This is a genomic window from Streptomyces sp. ADI95-17 (genome assembly GCF_003846175.1).
In the GTDB taxonomy this organism is placed as follows: domain Bacteria; phylum Actinomycetota; class Actinomycetes; order Streptomycetales; family Streptomycetaceae; genus Streptomyces; species Streptomyces sanglieri.
This window is the reverse complement of record NZ_ML123045.1, coordinates 595456-613364: the sequence shown is the minus strand read 5'-3', so window position 1 is coordinate 613364 and position 17909 is coordinate 595456. Positions and strand designations below refer to the sequence as shown.

General features: G+C 72.9%; 17 protein-coding genes. 9 read left to right on the top strand and 8 right to left on the bottom strand.

Annotated features, from left to right (window positions below; translation table 11 throughout):
* Nucleotides 1-62 precede the first annotated feature (62 nt).
* Entirely contained in the window at nt 63-1394 is a 1332-nt protein-coding gene (locus EES42_RS10845) for a glycosyltransferase family 4 protein (RefSeq protein WP_124717917.1), read from the bottom strand.
* A 230-nt stretch (nt 1395-1624) separates the two neighbouring features.
* On the opposite strand from EES42_RS10845, the gene EES42_RS10840 reads away from it, so the two are divergent.
* The 8 genes from EES42_RS10840 to EES42_RS10805 all read left to right on the top strand — a co-directional run bounded on the left by EES42_RS10840 (nt 1625) and on the right by EES42_RS10805 (nt 8635).
* The gene (locus EES42_RS10840) at nt 1625-2236 is read left to right on the top strand and encodes a TetR family transcriptional regulator (protein ID WP_124717916.1); all 612 of its coding nucleotides are present in this window, start codon (nt 1625-1627) and stop codon (nt 2234-2236) included.
* A gap of 115 nt (nt 2237-2351) precedes the next feature.
* Nucleotides 2352-2696, top strand: coding sequence for a DUF4190 domain-containing protein (locus tag EES42_RS10835; protein WP_124717915.1), 345 nt, complete (start codon nt 2352-2354; stop codon nt 2694-2696).
* Between the two features lie 234 nt (nt 2697-2930).
* A complete protein-coding gene (locus tag EES42_RS10830) occupies nt 2931-4178 on the top strand; it encodes a substrate-binding domain-containing protein (RefSeq protein WP_124717914.1) in 1248 nt (415 codons plus the stop codon).
* A 3-nt stretch (nt 4179-4181) separates the two neighbouring features.
* Nucleotides 4182-4973 carry an ABC transporter ATP-binding protein gene (locus EES42_RS10825; RefSeq protein ID WP_124717913.1) on the top strand — a complete coding sequence of 264 codons (792 nt, stop codon included), beginning with the start codon at nt 4182-4184 and terminating at the stop codon, nt 4971-4973.
* Nucleotides 4970-5716, top strand: coding sequence for an ABC transporter ATP-binding protein (locus EES42_RS10820; RefSeq protein ID WP_124717912.1), 747 nt, complete (start codon nt 4970-4972; stop codon nt 5714-5716). Before EES42_RS10825 ends, EES42_RS10820 begins: the two co-directional genes overlap by 4 nt.
* On the top strand, nt 5716-6603 hold the full coding sequence (locus EES42_RS10815; RefSeq protein WP_124717911.1) for a branched-chain amino acid ABC transporter permease: 888 nt from the start codon (nt 5716-5718) through the stop codon (nt 6601-6603). The genes EES42_RS10820 and EES42_RS10815 overlap by 1 nt, the downstream gene beginning before the upstream one ends.
* A 74-nt stretch (nt 6604-6677) precedes the next feature.
* The gene (locus EES42_RS10810; RefSeq protein ID WP_241196375.1) at nt 6678-7754 is read left to right on the top strand and encodes a branched-chain amino acid ABC transporter permease; all 1077 of its coding nucleotides are present in this window, start codon (nt 6678-6680) and stop codon (nt 7752-7754) included.
* Entirely contained in the window at nt 7751-8635 is an 885-nt protein-coding gene (locus EES42_RS10805; protein ID WP_124717909.1) for an alpha/beta hydrolase, read from the top strand. Before EES42_RS10810 ends, EES42_RS10805 begins: the two co-directional genes overlap by 4 nt.
* A gap of 21 nt (nt 8636-8656) precedes the next feature.
* Here the strand turns inward: EES42_RS10805 and EES42_RS10800 are convergent, their stop codons facing one another.
* Nucleotides 8657-10651 carry a helix-turn-helix domain-containing protein gene (locus tag EES42_RS10800; RefSeq protein ID WP_124717908.1) on the bottom strand — a complete coding sequence of 665 codons (1995 nt, stop codon included), beginning with the start codon at nt 10649-10651 and terminating at the stop codon, nt 8657-8659.
* Nucleotides 10652-10699: 48 nt separating this feature from the next.
* Entirely contained in the window at nt 10700-11506 is an 807-nt protein-coding gene (locus tag EES42_RS10795; protein ID WP_124717907.1) for a 3-hydroxybutyrate dehydrogenase, read from the bottom strand.
* Nucleotides 11507-11789: 283 nt separating this feature from the next.
* Between EES42_RS10795 and EES42_RS10790 the strand changes: the two genes are divergently transcribed.
* On the top strand, nt 11790-13256 hold the full coding sequence (locus EES42_RS10790) for an extracellular catalytic domain type 1 short-chain-length polyhydroxyalkanoate depolymerase (protein ID WP_124717906.1): 1467 nt from the start codon (nt 11790-11792) through the stop codon (nt 13254-13256).
* 31 nt (nt 13257-13287) lie between these two features.
* Here EES42_RS10790 and EES42_RS10785 read toward each other — a convergent pair whose 3' ends face one another.
* The 5 genes from EES42_RS10785 to EES42_RS10765 all read right to left on the bottom strand — a co-directional run bounded on the left by EES42_RS10785 (nt 13288) and on the right by EES42_RS10765 (nt 17828).
* Nucleotides 13288-14229 carry an urease accessory protein UreD gene (locus EES42_RS10785; RefSeq protein WP_346775390.1) on the bottom strand — a complete coding sequence of 314 codons (942 nt, stop codon included), beginning with the start codon at nt 14227-14229 and terminating at the stop codon, nt 13288-13290.
* The gene (gene ureG / locus EES42_RS10780; protein WP_124718496.1) at nt 14226-14867 is read right to left on the bottom strand and encodes an urease accessory protein UreG; all 642 of its coding nucleotides are present in this window, start codon (nt 14865-14867) and stop codon (nt 14226-14228) included. Before ureG ends, EES42_RS10785 begins: the two co-directional genes overlap by 4 nt.
* A gap of 85 nt (nt 14868-14952) precedes the next feature.
* A complete protein-coding gene (locus EES42_RS10775) occupies nt 14953-15651 on the bottom strand; it encodes an urease accessory protein UreF (RefSeq protein ID WP_124717905.1) in 699 nt (232 codons plus the stop codon).
* A 45-nt stretch (nt 15652-15696) separates the two neighbouring features.
* A complete protein-coding gene (gene ureC, locus EES42_RS10770; RefSeq protein ID WP_124717904.1) occupies nt 15697-17421 on the bottom strand; it encodes an urease subunit alpha in 1725 nt (574 codons plus the stop codon).
* Nucleotides 17421-17828: an urease subunit beta gene (locus tag EES42_RS10765; RefSeq protein ID WP_124717903.1), complete on the bottom strand. Its 408-nt coding sequence runs from the start codon at nt 17826-17828 to the stop codon at nt 17421-17423. The genes ureC and EES42_RS10765 overlap by 1 nt, the downstream gene beginning before the upstream one ends.
* Between the last annotated feature and the right edge of the window lie 81 nt (nt 17829-17909).

Here is a 17909-nt window from a genome sequence, read left to right as displayed (position 1 = left end):
AATGCCTGCTTTCGCGGTCGGGGGAGGTCGGGGGGCGGGTACGACGGGAACGGGCGGCGGTGTCAACGACCGCGGCCGGGGCGCGTGGCACCGGACCGGGCGGCGATCGCCTCGCGGTAGAGGGCGGCGGTTCCGATGGCGGCCTGCTTCCAGGTGAAGCGGGAGAGCACCCGGTCACGGCCGGCGGCACCGAGCCGGGCCCGCAGCTCGGGGTCGCCGAGCAGCCGGGCGAGCGCGTCGGCCAGCGCCCCGGCGTCGGCGGGCGGGACGGCCAGGCAGGTCTCGCCGTCCGGGCCCGCGACCTCGGGGATCGCGCCGCCGGTGGTGGCGACGAGCGGGGTGCCGGTGGCCATGGCCTCGGCGGCGGGCAGCGAGAAGCCTTCGTACAGCGAGGGGACGCAGGCGATCTGGGCGCCGCGCACCAGGTCGACGAGCTCGGCGTCGCTGATGCCCTTGACGAACTCGACGGCACCTCGCAGTCCGTGCCGCTCTATGGCCTGCGCGACCGGTCCGTCCTCGGCCCGCTTGCCGACGACCACGAGGTGCGCCTCCGGGTTCCCGGTACGGAGCTTGGCGAGCGCCTCGACGAGGTGGACGAGGCCCTTCAGCGGGACGTCGGCGCTGGAGGTGGTGACGATCCGGCCGGGCACCTCGGCGACCGAGGGGTCGGGCGACCACAGGTCGGTGTCGGCGCCGATGTGCACGACGTGGATGCGGTCCCGGCGCACCCCGAGGTGGTCGATGATCTCCTGCTGGGAGGAGCCGGAGACGGTGAGCACCGAGGGCAGCCGGCGGGCGACCCGCTTCTGCATCCGGGTGAAGCCGTACCAGCGGCGTACGGAGGCGCGCCGGCGGCGGGTGCCGGCGGCGTCCAGGTCGAGCTGCCGGTCGACGGTGATGGGGTGGTGGATCGTGGTGACGAGCGGGGCGCCGAGGTCGGCGAGGAGCCCGTAGCCGAGCGTCTGGTTGTCGTGGATGACGTCGAACTCGCCGCGGCGGGCGGCGAGATGGCGCCGGGCGCGCAGGCTGAAGGTGAGCGGTTCCGGGAAGCCGCCGGTCCACATGGTGGCGACCTCGGCGGCGTCGATCCAGTCGCGGTACTCGCCGCGCTTCGGGGTGCGGAACGGGTCGGGCTGGCGGTAGAGGTCCAGGCTCGGCAGCTCGGTGAGCGGGACGCCCTCGTCGAGCACCGGATAGGGCTGGGCACCTATCACCTCGACGCTGTGCCCGAGGCGGGCGAGCTCGCGGGCGAGGTGGCGTACGTAGACGCCCTGGCCGCCGCAGAAGGGGTTGCCCTTGTAGGTGAGGAGTGCGATGCGCAACGGACGGTCGTCGGCGGTGCCGGACGTGTCGCTGCCCGTGCGGGGGCCCGACTCTATGGCCTCAGCGGTCACACTCGGCCCCCTTCTCACTGCGTGTTCGCCGGAGCGTAACCGCTCACGCTAATCTAGAACAAGTTTCAGACTGGATCGTTCAATGAGCTACGAATCTACCGGCAGGTAGCGTCGGTGCAACGGCCGGATCAGGTGATTCGCGCCACCACCGGGCACGCTGGCATGCTGTGCGCCCCCGGGAGACCGAGCGCCTCCCTCCGGTCGCGGACAGAAGCCATGGATGGGGACACATGACAGCTGAGGCCAAGCCGGCATCGCCGCCCCTGACCGAACGGCAGGAGGCCCGCCGCCGCCGCATCCTGCACGCCAGCGCCCAGCTCGCCGGCCGGGGCGGCTTCGAGGCGGTGCAGATGCGTGAGGTCGCGGAGGAGGCCGGGGTCGCCCTGGGCACGCTGTACCGCTACTTCCCGTCCAAGATCCATCTGCTGGTCGCCACCATGCAGGACCAGCTCCAGCACATGCACACGACGCTGCACAAACGACCGCCGGCCGGCCAGGACCCGGCCCAGCGGGTCGCCGACACCCTGATGCGGGCCTTCCGCGCGCTCCAGCGCGAGCCGCATCTGGCGGACGCGATGGTGCGGGCGCTGACCTTCGCGGACCGCAGCGTCAGCCCGGAGGTGGACACCGTCTCGCGGATCACGACGGCGATCATCCTGGACGCGATGGGCCTGGAGCATCCGACACCGGAGCAGCTGTCCGCGGTCCGCGTCATCGAGCACACCTGGCACTCCGCGCTGATCACCTGGCTGTCGGGGCGGGCGTCGATCGCCCAGGTGAAGATCGACATCGACACGGTGTGCCGGCTGATCGATGTGACCAGTCCGACAGACACGCATTAGCACATGCGGGGCCTGCCCCGTGGCGTCTTCATCACATTCCTCACACCGTTCTGACCGAAAGAGCCACAAGCCGCTCTTTAACATGGTCATGACCAGCATCGATGGAGAGGAAGACATGGCTGACCAGTCAGGCATTGCAGGCGGCGCGACGGGGACCCAGGCCCCGGGCGGACCGGGATACGGCGTTCAGCCCCCGGCCGGCTACGGGTACGGTGCCCCGCTGCCCAGCGGCAAGGCGACCGCCTCGATGGTGCTCGGCATCCTCGGCCTGGTGCTCATCCCGATCATCCTGCCGATCATCGCGCTGTGCCTCGGCATCTCGGCCAGGCGCATGGCCGACCGGGGCGAGGGCGGCGGCCGCGGCCAGGCGGTCGCGGGCATCGTGATGGGCTGGGTCGGCATCGCGTTCGCCGTGCTCGGCATCACCGTGGCCACGATCCAGGGCATCAGCGCGATGTGACGGGCCACCGCCCAGGACCCGCGCACCACCACGCACCGCGCACCACACACCGCGCACCGGCCGCGCAGCGGAACCGTACGATCCGGTTCCCCTGCGCGGCTTTCGCTTTCCGGGCCCATGTGCGGCCCCCACATGCGCACCGTGTCAGGTGGGGCGCTCTGCACCATGTCGACGGCGGCACGGTGTTCATACGGTTCGGCGACATCACATGAACACGCCGAGGAGCCGGTCACCATGCGTCGCAGAGCCACAGGCACCGCCCGTCACCGCAGATCCCTCCACGCCGCCGTCGCACTGACCTGCGCCGGTCTCGTGCTCGCCGGGTGCACCGCCGCCGGAAAGGCCGGCGAGAGCGATTCCGGCTCCGCCGGGGACGCGAAGGACGCGACCGTCAAGGTGGGCCTGGTGTACTCCCGTACCGGCCTCCTCGCGGACTACGGGAAGCAGTACCGCGACGGGTTCATGGCGGGTCTGGACCACGCCACGAAGGGCACCCGGAAGGTGGCCGGGCACCGCATCGAGGTCACCGAGCAGGACGACGCGGGCGATCCGGGCAAGGCGGTCTCCGCGGCGAAGAGCCTGATCGGCAAGGGCTACAAGGTGCTGGCCGGTACCACCGACTCCGGGGTGGCGCTCCAGATGGCGCCGCTCGCCGCCCAGAACAAGGTGCTGTACATCAGCGGTCCGGCCGCCACCGACGCCGTGACCGGCATCAACGACTACACCTTCCGGTCGGGCCGGCAGTCCTACCAGGACATCCTCACCGCCGGGGCGATGCTCGGCGAGGCCAGGGGCAAGAAGGTCACCGTGCTGGCCCAGGACTCCACGTTCGGCCAGGCCAATGTCGCCGCGGTGAAGGCCGTCCTCGGTGCCAGGGGGGCGAAGGTCGGCTCCGTACTGGCCCCGCCCAGCGCCACGGACCTGACCCCGTTCGCCCGGCAGGTGAAGGCGGGCGGGCCTGATCTGGTCTTCGTCGCCTGGGCCGGATCGACCGCACCGGCGCTGTGGACCGCGCTGGACCAGCAGGGCGTGCTGGAGGCGGCCAAGGTCGTCACCGGCCTCGCCGGGACGGCCTCGTACCCGGTCTTCGGCGCCGCCGGTTCCAAGGTGTCGTTCCTGGCGCACTACTTCCCCGGTGCGGGCGGCGGCAACGCCGTGGAGAAGTCGATGCTCGACTCGGTCGAGAAGGCCGGCGGCACCCCGGACCTGTTCACTCCCGACGGCTTCACCGCCGCGCAGATGGTGGTGCGCGCGGTCGAGCAGGGCGGCGCCACCGACACCGCCGCCATGGTGAAGGCCCTGGAGGGCTGGAGCTTCGACGGGGTGAAGGGCAAGGAGCAGGTCCGTGCCGGTGACCACGCCCTGGTGCAGCCGATGTTCGTCGCGAAGCTCAGGGGGTCGGGCGCCGGTGCCCGGCCGGAGCTGGTGACCACCGAGCCGATGGACGAGGTGGCGCCGCCCGCGAAGCCCTCGGCGGGCTGAGCGATGACCGCACCGGACACCACCGCGGAACACCCGGGCGGGGCGCGGACCGCCGCCCCGGTGCTCCGGCTGGACGGGCTCGGCTGGGGCGTCGGCGGGGCGACGATCGTCGAGGACGTCACGCTGAGCGTCCACGAGGGCGAGTTCCTGGCCTTCATCGGCCCCAACGGGGCTGGCAAGACCTCCCTGTTCAACCTGATCAGCGGGCTGACCACGGCCACCTGCGGCACCATCGCGCTGGACGGCACGGACATGACGGCCAGCCCCGCGCACGCACGGGCGCGGCGCGGCATCGGCCGCACGTTCCAGACGTCCAGCCTCTGGCCGGCCATGAGTGTGGCCGACCACGTCCGGCTGGCCGCCCAGGCGGCCCGGGGCGGCTCCCACCGGCTGTGGCGGCGGGCGTCCCGGTACACCGCCGAGGTGGACGGTGTACTGGAACGCACCGGTCTCGGCCACCGGGCACGGGCGACGGCGGCCGAGCTGTCGCACGGCGAGAAGCGGAAGCTGGAGCTCGCGGTGCTGCTGGTGGGCGAGCCCCGGCTGATGCTGCTGGACGAACCGATGGCCGGGGTCAGCGCGGAGGAGGTCCCCGCACTGACCGAACTCATCCGCACCCTGCACCGGGACGAGGGCCGCACCGTCCTGATGGTCGAGCACCACATGGACGTCCTGCTGGGGCTGGCCGACCGGCTCGCCGTGATGCACCACGGAAGGCTGCTGGCGCTGGACACCCCCGAGGCAGTGACCGCCGATCCGACCGTCCAGCAGGCATATCTCGGGGAGGGTCTGTGACGACCGGAACCCTGCTCGCCGTACGGGACCTGCGGGTCCTGATCGGCGGCCGGCACATCCTGCACGGCGTGGACCTGGACGTCGCCCGGCACGGCGTGACCGCGCTGCTCGGCCGCAACGGCGCCGGGAAGACCACGACCGTACGCGGCGTACTCGGCCTCGTCCCGCGCACCGGGAGCGTGCGGCTGGACGGCGAGGAGACCGTGTCGATGCCGACCCACACCGTGGTGCGCCTCGGCATCGGTTACGCGCCCGAGGACCGCGGGGTCTTCGCCGGGCTGACCGTCGCGGAGAACCTGCGCCTGGCCGAGCGGCGCGGCGCGGACGGGCCCGCGTACGGGCTCGTCCATGAGCTGTTCCCCGAACTGAAGCGCCGGGAGCGGCAGTTGGCGGGGACGCTGTCCGGCGGGCAGCAGCAGATGGTGGCCATCGGCCGCACCCTGCTCAACGGCAACCGGCTGATCATCGCCGACGAACCCACCAAGGGCCTGGCGCCGAAGGTGGTCACCGAGGTCGCCCAGGTGCTTGAGCGGGCCGCCGAGGCGGTGCCGGTGCTGCTCGTGGAGCAGAACCTCGCCGTGGTGCGGCGGCTGGCCCGGCACTGCGCGGTGCTCGCCGACGGCCGGACCGCCCATCAGGGACCGGCCGCCGAGCTGCTGGGCGACGCGGAGGCCGCACGGCGCCTGCTGGGCGTGGGACACGGCCCGGCCACCGAAGCACCTTCCGTGGAGGCGGATTCCTGATGTCCACCGTCGTTCTGCTCACCATGACCGGACTCGGTCTGGGAGCCCTCTACTTCCTGATCGCATCGGGACTCTCGCTGATCTTCGGGCTGATGGACGTGCTCAACTTCGCGCACGGGGCGCTGCTCTCCATCGGCGCGTACGGCACCTGGTGGGCGGCCTCCGGCAATCTGCCGGGCGCCGGTCCGGGCGGGGCGGGCTTCGCCCTCGCCGTCCTGTTCGGTACGGCGGTGGGCACCGCGGCCGCCGTGCTGCTGGAACTCGCCGTCGTACGGCCGCTCTACACCCGGCCGCGAGAGCAGGTCCTCGCCACGGTCGGGGTGGGGCTCGCCGTCCCGGCGCTGCTGTCGGGCATCTGGGGCTCGGACGCCCGTACCTTCCCGGGTCCGAAGGCGCTGTCCGGCACGTTCGGCCTGTTCGGTGCCCAGGTGCCGGTCAACCGGCTGGTTCTGGTCGCGGCGGCCCTCGTGGTCCTCGTGGCGCTGCGGCTCTTCCTCGGCCGCACCCGGCACGGTCTGGTCGTACGGGCCGGGGTCGAGGACCGGGCGATGGTCACCGCGCTCGGTATCGACGTGCGGAAGGCGTTCACGCTGGTCTTCGCGATCGGGGGCTGCGTGGCCGCGCTCGGCGGGGCGCTCGGCGGCCTGTACTTCGGCTCGGTCGACCCGCGTCAGGGCACCTCGCTGCTGATCTTCGCGTTCGTCGTGGTGGTCACCGGGGGCATGGGGTCGGTGAGCGGCGCCGCCGTGGCGTCCGTCGTCATCGGCCTGGTCCAGCAGTTCGCCAACTACTACACCGCAGCGGGCCTCGGCGATCTGGCGGTCGTCGTCCTGCTCGCCGCGCTGCTGCTCGTACGGCCGCGCGGACTGACCGGGAGGCTCGCGTGAGCACCGCCGCCGAGACACAACACCGCACCGGCGGGGAGCACCCGGCCGCACAGTCGTCCGGGAGCGCCGTCCGGCTGCTGCGCCGGTGGTGGCCCGCCGCCGTACTGCCGGCCCTGGCCCTCGCCCCGTTCAGCGCGCTGCCGCTGCCGGGACTCCTGGACGGTCCGCTCGGCAGCCCGGGAAGTCTCCAACTCCTCGCCACCTGCCTGCTGTTCGGCGCCCTTGCGACCGGTTACGACCTGCTGCTCGGCCGCACCGGGCTGCTCTCCTTCGGGCATGCCCTCTACTTCGCGGCGGGCAGCTACGCCACCAATATGTTCCTGCTGGAGGCGGGCCTCCCGTTCGCCGTGTCCGCGCTGCTCGGCGTCTGCTGCGGGGTCGCGCTCGCGCTGGTCCTGGGGTCGGTGAGCCTGCGGGTCACCGGCATCGGCTTCTCCATGGTGACGCTGGCGTTCGCCCAGGCCGGGTCGATCCTGGTCTCCCGCAACCCCGGCGGCCTGACCGGCGGCGAGGAGGGCCGGGCCGCCCCGGCCGAGCTGCTGCCGTCCGGGCTCGTCGGCATCGACAACACCGCGAACCTCTACTGGCTGGCGCTCGGCTATCTGGTCCTGACGCTCGCCGTCGTCCACCGGGCGGTCAACTCCCCCACCGGACGTGTCTGGGAGGGCATCAAGGAGAACGAGCGCCGGGTGGAGGTTCTGGGGCTGAAGCCGTACGGGTTCAAGCTCACCGCCTTCGTCCTGGCGGGCGCCCTGGCCGCGCTGGGCGGTCTGGTGCACCTGCTGCTCACCGGCGGCTCGACCCCACAGACCACCACCTCCGACTTCACCCTGTCGCTGCTGGTGATGGTGGTGCTGGGCGGATCGGGCACCCGGTGGGGGCCGATGGCCGGCGGCATCCTCTACACCTGGGCGGACCACCGGCTCGGTGATCTGGCCGGCTCGGGCGCGGTCGCCGAACTGCCCGCGGTGCTGCGGGTGCCGCTCTCCCAGCCGCTGTTCCTGCTCGGTGTGCTGTTCGTCGCCGTGGTACACCTGCTGCCCGGCGGACTGGCCCGGCTGCCGTCCCGGCTGCGCGGGGCACGCCGTACGCCCGCCGCCGCCGAAACGTCCAGGGACGGCGAGTCCCGGAAGGAGAACGGACGCCCGTGATCGCGTACGAAGAGGTACGAGTCCCCGTCGCCGGGGGCGAGTTGGCCGTACTCCGGTGGCCGGCCCGGGAACCCGGGGCGCCGGTGGTCCTCGCCCTGCACGGCATCACCGCCAACGCGCTGTCCTGGGGGCCGGTGGCGAGGCTGCTGGACGGCCGCGTCACCCTGGTCGCGCCGGATCTGCGCGGCCGGGCCGGGAGTTCGTCGCTGCCGGGTCCGTACGGGATCGCCGCGCACGCCGACGACGTGGCCGCCGTGGCCGCGGCGCTGGGCACCGGCCGGGTGGTGCTGGCGGGCCATTCGATGGGCGCGTTCGTGGCGGCGCTGGCCGCCGTACGGCACCCGGAGCGGTTCGGGCCGCTGCTGCTGGTGGACGGCGGCATCGGCTTCCCCGCTCCCACGCACCTCGCGCCGGACGAGCTGATGACCGCCGTGATCGGCCCGGCGATGGACCGGCTGTCGATGACCTTTCCGGACCGGGCCGCGTACCGCTCGTTCTGGCAGGCCCACCCCGCGTTCGCGGACGCCTGGTCGGACGAGGTGGACGCGTACATCCAGCGCGATCTGACCGGGGAGGAGCCCGCCCTGCGCTCCACCTGCCGGATCGAGGCGGTGCGCACCGACGGCATCGGCCTCTTCGACGAGGAGGTGCTGACGGCGGTACGGAAGCTGCCCGTTCCGGCGACGCTGCTGTGGGCGCAGCGCGGGCTGATGGGCGAGGAGCAGGGTCTGTACGACGAGAGCCGGCTGGCGGCGGCGGACCTCGGGGGCACCCGGGTGACGCCGGTCGCGGTCCGGGGCGTCAACCACTACACGGTGCTGACGGGGGACGCGGGCGGCAGGGAGATCGCCCGCCGGCTGCTGGACCTGTCCGGAGTCTGAGGCAGCGGGGGCGGGCGGCCCCTACCGCTCCCGGCCGCCGGTCAACAGGTGCAGCCGCAGCGCGAGTTGAAGTTCCAGGGCGCGACCCGGTTCGTTCCAGTCGCGCCCGAGCAGCACCTGCACCCGGTCCAGCCGCTGCACCACCGTGTTGACGTGCACGTGGAGTTCGTCCTTGGCCCGGACGAGGCTGCCCCCGGAGCCGAAGTAGGCGGCGAGGGTGCGCACCAGGTGGGTGCCGCGCTGCGCGTCGTACTCCAGCAGCGGGCCGAGCGTCGCCGAGACGAAGCCGTCGACGTCCTGGGCGTTGCCCAGGACCACGCCCAGGAAGCCGAGTTCCTCGACGCAGGCCCCCTCGCCGGTGCGTCCGAGGACCCGCATCGCGCGCAGGCAGCGGGCGGCCTCCCCGTAGGCGGCGGCCAGTTCGCGGGCGCCGCGTGCCGGGCCGGTGGCGGCGACGGTGACGGGGGTCTGGGCGAGCCGGCCGAGCTGGGCCGCCGCCGCACGGGCCGCGTCGCCCGCGGCCGGTCCGGGGTCACCGGCCGCCACCAGCAGCACCACGGCCCCGGCGTGTTCCGCGCTCACCCCGTGGATGTCCCCGCCGAACAGATAGCGCATCGCGGCGGGGGCCAGCCGCTCCCGGGCCCCGCTCTCGGCCACCAGCAGCAGATGCGGGCGGTCGAGGTCGATGCCCAGGCGGCGGCCGCGTTCGGTGAGTCCGGCCGGGTCGCGGTCCGCGTCGGTCAGCAGGTCGGAGATCAGCTCGCCCCGGATCCGGTTCTCGGTCTCGGCGACGGTGCGGCGCAGCAGCAGGAGCAGTCCGGTGACCACCGAGGCCCGCTCGAACAGCCGCCGGTCGGAGTCGTCGAGCTGACCGCGCCGGTGCAGGACGAGACCGGCCAGGAGCTCTTGCCCGGCGAGGACCGCGCAGATCCACCGGCCGTCGCGGTGCACGGCGCGGGCGCCGGTACGGGACTCCTCGGCGGTCTCGGCCAGCCATCCGGCGTCCATGCCGTCGGCGGCGAAGTCCGCGCCGTCGGGCCGGACGGCCGCCAGCGGCCGCCCGCCGGGGTCGTGGATGGTCAGCGGGGAGTCCAGCAGCCCGGCGACCGCCGCCGCGACGTCCTTGACGTCCCGGCCGCGCAGCACCAGGTCGGTGAGCCGGTCGTGGGACTCCTCGGCCCGTCGCATGGCCGCCGAGTGTTCCCGTACCGCGGCGTTGGCCTCGGCCAACTCGGCGTTGGTGTAGGCCAGTTCGTCGAGCGCGGACCGGGTGTCGGCGAGCGCGCGGGCGGTGTCGATGGCGATCGCGGCATGGGCGGCGAGCGAGCAGAGCAGCGCGACCTCGTCGGGACTGAAGACGCGGGGCGCCCGGTCGGCGGCGAAGAGGACGCCGATGACCTTTCCGGTGCCGCCGCGGCTGGAGCCGAGGAGCAGCGGCACGCCCAGAATGGCGACGAGCCCCTCGTCCAGTACCCCGGCGTTGATGTTGCGGGTGTGGTGGAAGCGGTCGTCGGTGCGGTAGTCGTGGGTGGCGTACGGTCGCGCGGTCTGCGCCACCAGGCCGCCCAGCCCGTGGCCGAGCTCCAGCCGCAGCCGCTGGAAGACCACCGACACCGATCCGTCGGTGACCCGCATGTAGGTGTCGCCCGCCTCCTCGTCGGGGAGCGTGAGGTAGGCCGTGTCCGTTCCGAGCAGCATCCTGGCCCGGCGGACGATCGCCTTGAGCACGTCGTCGAGGTCGCGGGAGGCGGCCAGGTCGCCCGCGGTGTCGAAGAGCGCGGTGAGCTGGAGTTCGCGGCGGCGGTGCTGGCGCAGGGCGCCCCTGATCCGCAGGGCGGCGGCGGTGCCCCGCTCCACCTCCGCCAGATCGCCCGCGGGCACCCCGGCGGCCCGCGCCTGCGAGGAGACGGCGCCCAGTGCCTCGGCGGGGGCGTCGTCGGCCAGCAGGTCGAGCAGGCGTCGCAGATGGGGTGCGGCGGAGGCGGCGGAGATGGCGGAGGCGGACGGTTCAGACATGGGCGGCCGGGATTCGTAGGGGGCGGGATTCGTAGGGGCGGGGGGAGGTCAGTTGGCGGTCCAGCCGCCGTCCATGGCGAGCGAGGTTCCGGTGATGTGCCCGGTGCGCGGCCCGCACAGCCACAGCACGGCCTCGGCGACGTCGCCGGGGTCGATCAGCCGCTTGATCGCACTGCGTTCCAGCATGACCCGGCCCACCACCTCCTCCTCGGAGATGCCGTGCGTACGGGCCTGGTCGGCGATCTGGTTCTCGACCAGCGGGGTGCGTACGTACCCGGGGCAGACGCAGTTGCTCGTCACCCCGTGCTCCGCCGCTTCGAGCGCGACCACCTTGCTGAGCCCCTCCAGTGCGTGTTTGGCCGTCACATAGGCCGATTTGTAGGGGCTGGCCCGCAGTCCGTGCACCGACGAGATGTTGACCACGCGCCCCCAGCCGCGTTCGTACATGCCCGGCAGGGTCCGGCGCAAGATGCGGAACGGGGTCTCCACCATGACGCGCTGGATCAGTGCGAAGCGGTCCGGCGGGAATTCGTGCACGGGGGCGACGTGCTGGAGCCCGGCGTTGTTGACCACGATGTCCACGTCGGCGGGCAGGGCGTCCACCACGTCGGGGACGGCGAGATCGGCCACCCACGCCGTCCCGCCGATCGCCTCCGCCAGGCTCTTCGCCGCGTCGGCGGCCTTGTCCACCACGTGCACATGGGCGCCGGCCGCCGCCAGGGCCTGTGCGCAGGCCCGTCCGATGCCGCTCGCGGCGCCGGTCACCAGCGCGGTGCGCCCGGTCAGCGTCGGGTTCGCGGGCGGCGGGACGGTGAGCGGGGCGGGCCCGGGGGCCTGGGGCTGAGGAGTCTCCATGGCCGTCACCGTAAGGAGGCCGGGGCCCACGTCACACGGGGTCGGTGCACACACCGTCGTACGCCGGCATGGTGGCGGCGTACATGGGGCGGTTCCGGCGGCGGCCCTGCGGTGTGCCGTGCCGGGCGCGGTCCGCCGCCGCCGGCCGGGGCGCGCAACGGCGGTGCCGCACACAGCCGGTGCCGGGGAGTGGCCGCCGGGCCCATGGGCGGGGGCGCGCGGGGCCCGTAGCGTCCGCCGGCAGTGTCCGATCAGCCGGCCCAGCCCTCTCAGGGAGGCACCCGTGCGCCCATCGATCCTGCGACGCCTGCTCCGGCGCGTCGCCCCCACCGCCGCTCTCGCCCTCGTCGCGGCGATGCTCGGTGCCACCGGAGCGCCGCCGGCCGCTGCCGCCGGTGGTCTGCAACAGGTCACCGGCTTCGGTTCGAACCCCGGCAATCTCCAGATGTACGAGTACGCCCCCGCGTCCCTGCCGGCGAACGCGCCGCTGGTCGTGGCCCTGCACGGCTGCACGCAGACCGCGAACGACTACTACACGAACTCGGGCTGGCCGAAGTACGCCGACCTGTGGGGCTTCGCCGTGGTGTTCCCGCAGACCACGGCCGCCAACAACGCGCTGTCCTGCTTCGGCTGGTTCGATCCGGCCGAGGACGGCCGGGGCCGGGGCGAGGCCGCCTCGATCGTGCAGATGGTGGAGTACGCGAAGCAGCGGTACGGCTCGGACGGCCGCCGGGTGTACGTCACCGGCCTCTCGGCGGGCGGCGGGATGACGGCCGACCTGCTGGCCGCCTACCCGGACGTGTTCGCGGGCGGCTCCGTGGCCTCGGGGCTGCCCGCCCAGTGCGCGACGAGCCAGGCGGGCGCGTCCGGCTGCCAGACGGGCCCGCAGAAGCTGACGCCCGCGCAGTGGGGCGACAAGGTGCGTGCCGCCCACCCCGGGTACGCGGGGCCCTGGCCCCGGGTGGCGATCTGGCAGGGCAGCGCCGACTACACGGTGTACCCGGCCAACGCGACGGCCCTGCGCGACCAGTGGACGGACGTCTGGGGCATCGGCCAGACCCCGTCGGCCACGGACAGCCTCCCCGGCGGCACGACGCGCAGCGTGTACGACGACACCTCGGGGAACCCGGCGGTGGTGACGTACTCCGTCTCCGGCATGGGCCACGGTCTGGCCGTGAGCCCCGGCTCGGGCGCCGAGCAGTGCGGGACGACGGCCGCGTACTTCCTGAACGCCATCTGCTCGACGTATCACACCGGTGTCTTCTGGGGCCTGGACCGGGACGTGCCCGGCGGCGGGGAGCAGCTTCCCGCCCCGTCCGGCCTGCGTGTCACGGACGTCGCGGCGGACCGTGTCTCACTGTCCTGGGACGCGGTCGCGGGGGCGGACTCGTACGCGGTGCACCGCGACGGCGCCGGGGTCGCCGGCACCGCCGGTACGACGTACACGGACACCGGTCTCACCGCCGGCACGGCGTACCGCTACACGGTGACGGCGGTCGACGGGTCGGGCACGCCCGGCACCGCCTCGCCCCGGGTGACGGCGACCACCGCCGGCGGCGCCCCGGCCCGGTGCTTCACCGCGACCAACTACGCGCAGGTGGCGGCGGGCCGGGCGCACACCACGGGCGGCCATGTGTACGCCAACGGCTCGGACCAGGACATGGGCCTGTACAACGTGTTCGTCACCCACACCCTGCGGGAGTCGCCGACGGGGTACTTCGTGATCGCGGACACCGGGTGCGCGGCCTGAACGGTGTCCGGCGCGGGCCCGCCCGGTTCGGTCAGGTCTTGCGCAGGTCCGGGGCCGGGACGCCGATGAGCAGTTGCCGCACGGCGTCCCACGCGGCGCGCATCGCACGGGTGAGGGCGGGCGGGTCGCTGCCGACGACCCGGACCCACGCCCCGCAGTCGTCGGGCAGGGTGCTCGCCCCGAAGAGCAGGCCGGTCGGTTCGAGGGCCTCGTGGAGGGTGTCGGCGACCCGGGCCGCGGGGGCGAGCGGGGTGACCGCGTACAGGGAGGCCATCAGGTCGTGGCCCGCGAAGACGGCCGGTCCGGTGACCCCGCCCGGCCCGTGCGGGTCGAGCCGGACGCTGTCCACCGCCAGGAGCGTCCCGTCGGGGCGCCGGACCTCCAGATCGCTGAAGAGCATCCGGTAGGCGTGCCGTTCGCCACGGGCCAGCCGTCCGGCCGCGATCGTCTCGCCCAGCAGCACGGTGGCGGTCGGGTCGACGGTCACCCGGGTGTGCTGGTAGAAGCGGGCGTCCCGGTAGGGGATGAGGGAGTCCGGCAGGTACTCGACGTAACTCTCCTCCCGCACCGCCAGGTTGACGATCTGGGTCGCGTGGTCGAACTCCATCCGGTGCACCTTGGTGGCGGCCTGTGTGGTCAGGTGGACCGAGGTACCGGGGCCGCAGTCGATGTCGATCCGGTTGCGGTCGGCCTGGACGATGCCGCCGCCGGTCGACATCAGATAGGTCACCGGAAGGTCGGGGCGCAGCGGATCGATGTACAGCGGGCGCATGATCTGCAGCGGCGACTTCTGGTACCGGTCGACGAGTTCGGTCCGCCCGCCCACCCGCGCGTAGCCCAGTTCGAGCAGGCCGACCTTGCCGGGGCGCCCGGCGGCCAGGGTGTCCGGGGTGCTGGTGAGTTCGAGCATCCGGGCCGGGACCCGCCGGGGTTCGTAGTGCGCGGGATCCAGCCGCGCGGGCGCCCCGGTCACGCGGAGGCCGTCTCCTGGGCGGCTTCGTGGGACAGGAGGAAGTCGGCGATGGTGCCGAGGCCCTCTCCGGTGAGCGAATTGGTCAGCACCACCGGCCGGCCGTCCCGGACGCGGTGCGCGTCCGACTCCATGACGCCGAGGTCGCACCGTACGTAGGGGGCGATGTCCACCTTGTTGATGACGAGCAGTTCGCACTCGGTGATGCCGGGGCCGCGTTTGCGGGGCATCTTGTCGCCCTCGGCGGTGTCCAGCACGAACAGGAACAGGTCGACCAGCGCGGGGCTGAAGGTGAGGGTGAGGTTGTCCCCGCCGCTCTCGAAGAGCAGGGTGTCCACCTCGGGGAAGCGCTCCAGGAGTTCGTCCGCGGCCGCCTGGTTCATCGTCGGGTCGTCCCGGACGGCGGTGTGCGGGCAGGCCCCGGTCTCCACGCCGACGATCCGCTCGGCGTCGAGGATCCCGGCCAGGGTGCGGCGCACATGCGCGGCGTCCTCGGTGGTGAAGATGTCGTTGGTGATGACGGCGGGGGTCCGGCCGCGCTCGATCAGCACCGGGACGAGTGCCTCGATCAGCGCGGTCTTGCCGGAGCCGACCGGTCCGGCGATCCCGACGCGCAGGACGCCGTCCTTCGGCCGCCGCATGAGTTCGTCGTCGTGGTGGTGGTGCCTGGCCTGCATGGGGTCGTGCATGGTGATCCTGTCTGGTCGGAACGGGTGGGAGGGGGTTCTAGCTGGCGAACAGCCGTGCCTCGGCGCGCTCGTGGCGGCCGGCCATGACGTCGGCCACCGGGACGCAGCCGCCGATGTCGGGCAGTTCCCGGTCCAGGGCCGCGGCGACGGTCTCCTCGATGACCGGGGCGGCCCCGTGCAGCACGACCTGCGCCCGGCGGTGGTCGGTGAGCCGCAGCCGCATGGCGGCCCCCACGAGACTGGCCGCGAAGGCGAACAGTTCGCAGGTGACCGCCTGGCGGACGGGCAGCCCGTTGCCGGCGTGGACGACGGCGGCGACGACCGGCTGGCAGCCGCGTACGGCGCCGTCCTGGTACAGCTCCCGGTACCGCTCGATCGGCGCGGTGCCGTACACCTCGCCGGCCAGGTCCAGCAGCTGCCGCCCGGTGCGGACGGCGGCCTGCCGGGCCTCACGGCCCAGTTTGGTGGCGTGCAGCCGCTGCTCCACGGCCACCACCTCGTCCCAGTCGTCGGCGGTGACCGCACGGTGGGCGAGCGCGAGGGCGGTGGCGTCGGCCGGGCCCACGCTGTGGCGCAGCAGGTCGTGCAGGAGCGCCGGCAGGCCGGACGGGGTGACCGAGCGGGCCTGCTGGAAGCCCTCCAGCCCGTGGGAGAGGGTGTAGTAGCCGCTGGGAAAGGCCGAGTCGGTGAGCTGGAGTCCGGTCAGCAGCGCCGGGATCGGTATCGGGTCGTTCACACCGGTTCTCCGTTCGGGCGGTCGTCGGACGATGCCGGGCACGCGTCAGACGATGTAGAAGAGGTGGTTGAGCGGGAGCCGCTCGGCCGGCTCGATGGTGGCGGGCTCGCCGTCCACGGTGACCTTGTACGTCTCGGGGTCCACCTCGATGCGCGGCAGCGCGTCGTTGCGCACCATGTGCTGCTTGCCGATGGTCCGGCAGCGCCGCACGGGCTCGACGCGCCGCTGGAGCCCCAGCTCGTCCGGAACCCCGGCGGCGATGGACGCCTGCGACATGAACGTCACCGAGGTGCGCTGCTTCGCCCGGCCGTGAGTGCCGAACATCGGCCGGTAGTACACCGGTTGGGGTGTCGGCAGCGAGGCGTTCGGGTCGCCCATCAGAGCCCAGTTGACCATGCCGCCCTTGATGATCATCTTGGGCTTGGCGGCGAAGGAGTGGATCGGCCAGAGCACGATGTCGGCGAGCTTGCCGGGCTCCAGGGAACCGATCACGTCCGAGGCGCCGACCGCGGTCGCGGGGTTGATGGTCAGCTTGGCCAGGTACCGCAGGACCCGCGCGTTGTCGTTGCGGGAGCTGTCCTCCGCCAGCGGGCCGCGCATCTCCTTGCAGTGGTGCGCCGTCTGGAAGGCCCGGAGGAAGGACTCGCCGACCCGGCCCATGGCCTGGGAGTCGGAGGAGAAGATGCTGATGACCCCGAGGTCGTGCAGTACGGTCTCGGCCGCGATCGTCTCGGCGCGCACCCGGCTGTCGGCGAACGAGACGTCCTCGGGGATGTCGCGGGACAGGTGGTGACAGACCATCACCATGTCCAGCAGCTCGTCCACCGCGTTGACCGTGTACGGCAGGGTGGGGTTGGTGGAGGCCGGCAGTACGTTGGCCTCGCCGGACACCCGGATGATGTCGGGGGCGTGGCCGCCGCCCGCTCCCTCGGTGTGGAAGGTGTGGATGGTCCGGCCGTCGATCGCGGAGAGGGTGTCCTCGTAGAAGCCGCCCTCGTTGAGGGTGTCGGTGTGGATGGCCATCTGTACGTCGTACTCGTCGGCGACCCGCAGCGCGGTGTCGATCGAGGCGGGGGTGGCGCCCCAGTCCTCGTGCACCTTCAGCCCGGCCGCTCCCGCCTCGACCTGCTCGCGCAGGGCCTCGGGCAGGCTGCCGTTGCCCTTGCCGAGCAGCCCCACGTTGACCGGGAGGTCCTCCACGGCCTCCAGCATCCGGTGGATGTTCCAGGGACCGGGGGTGCAGGTGGTGCCGTTGGTTCCGTCGGTGGGTCCGGTGCCGCCGCCGAAGAAGGTGGTGATGCCGTTGGACAGGCCCTCCTGGGCCTGCTGGGGTGCGATGAAGTGGATGTGCGTGTCGATGCCGCCCGCGGTGGCGATGAGGTGCTCGCCGGATATCACCTCGGTGCCGGGGCCGATGACGAGCTTGGGGTCGACGCCGTTCTGGAGATGCGGGTTCCCCGCCTTGCCGACGCCGACGATCAGGCCGCCGCGGACCCCGATGTCACCCTTGACCACGCCGAGGACCGGGTCGAGGACCACGACGTTGGTGATGACGAGGTCCAGTGCGCCCTCGCGGTTGAGCGCGGACGGGTCCTGGGCCATGCCGTCCCGGATGGCCTTGCCACCGCCGTAGACGGCCTCCTCCCCGTAGGAACCGGCGTTGTGGTCGTGCTCGACCTCGACGATCAGGTTGGTGTCGGCCAGGTGGAAACGGTCGCCCACGGTGGGGCCGAACAGATCCGTGTACTGCTTGCGCGGGATGATCGCCATCAGATCCGCTCCTCCTCGTTCTTCTCGGTTCCGGACCCGGGCTGCACGAAGCCGAGTTCCGCGGCGCGGCGGAGCGCGTCGCGCCGGGTGTCCGGGGCGGACAGGCCGCCGTTGACGAGTGCGGCGAAGCCGGTGAGCCGCCCGTTGCCGCCGAAGGCGCAGAGCTCCACCTCGCGGGTGTCGCCGGGCTCGAAGCGCACCGCGGTTCCGGAGGGGATGTCCAGGCGCATGCCGTAGGCGGCCTCGCGGTCGAAGCGCAGGGCGCGGTTGGTCTCGAAGAAGTGGTAGTGGGAGCCGACCTGGACGGCCCGGTCACCGGTGTTGGCGACGGTGAGCCTGGTCCTGGCACGGTTGGCGTTGATCTCCACGGGGTCGTCCCCGTAGAGGTAGTGGGCTCCGCCCGACATCTGTGTCTCCTAGGTCTCTCAGTCGTCTCGGACGTCTCAGGTGTCTCGGACGCCTCGGACGTCTCAGGTGTCTCGGACGTC

Bases quoted from the DNA above. Each gene is read 5' to 3' on its own strand.
- EES42_RS10840 (WP_124717916.1), top strand. From the start codon at position 1,625: ATGACAGCTGAGGCCAAGCCGGCATCGCCGCCCCTGACCGAACGGCAG.
- EES42_RS10835 (WP_124717915.1), top strand. From the start codon at position 2,352: ATGGCTGACCAGTCAGGCATTGCAGGCGGCGCGACGGGGACCCAGGCC.
- EES42_RS10830 (WP_124717914.1), top strand. From the start codon at position 2,931: ATGCGTCGCAGAGCCACAGGCACCGCCCGTCACCGCAGATCCCTCCAC.
- EES42_RS10825 (WP_124717913.1), top strand. From the start codon at position 4,182: ATGACCGCACCGGACACCACCGCGGAACACCCGGGCGGGGCGCGGACC.
- EES42_RS10815 (WP_124717911.1), top strand. From the start codon at position 5,716: ATGTCCACCGTCGTTCTGCTCACCATGACCGGACTCGGTCTGGGAGCC.
- EES42_RS10800 (WP_124717908.1), bottom strand. From the start codon at position 10,651: ATGTCTGAACCGTCCGCCTCCGCCATCTCCGCCGCCTCCGCCGCACCC.
- EES42_RS10795 (WP_124717907.1), bottom strand. From the start codon at position 11,506: ATGGAGACTCCTCAGCCCCAGGCCCCCGGGCCCGCCCCGCTCACCGTC.
- ureG (WP_124718496.1), bottom strand. From the start codon at position 14,867: ATGCGGCGGCCGAAGGACGGCGTCCTGCGCGTCGGGATCGCCGGACCG.
- ureC (WP_124717904.1), bottom strand. From the start codon at position 17,421: ATGGCGATCATCCCGCGCAAGCAGTACACGGATCTGTTCGGCCCCACC.
- EES42_RS10765 (WP_124717903.1), bottom strand. From the start codon at position 17,828: ATGTCGGGCGGAGCCCACTACCTCTACGGGGACGACCCCGTGGAGATC.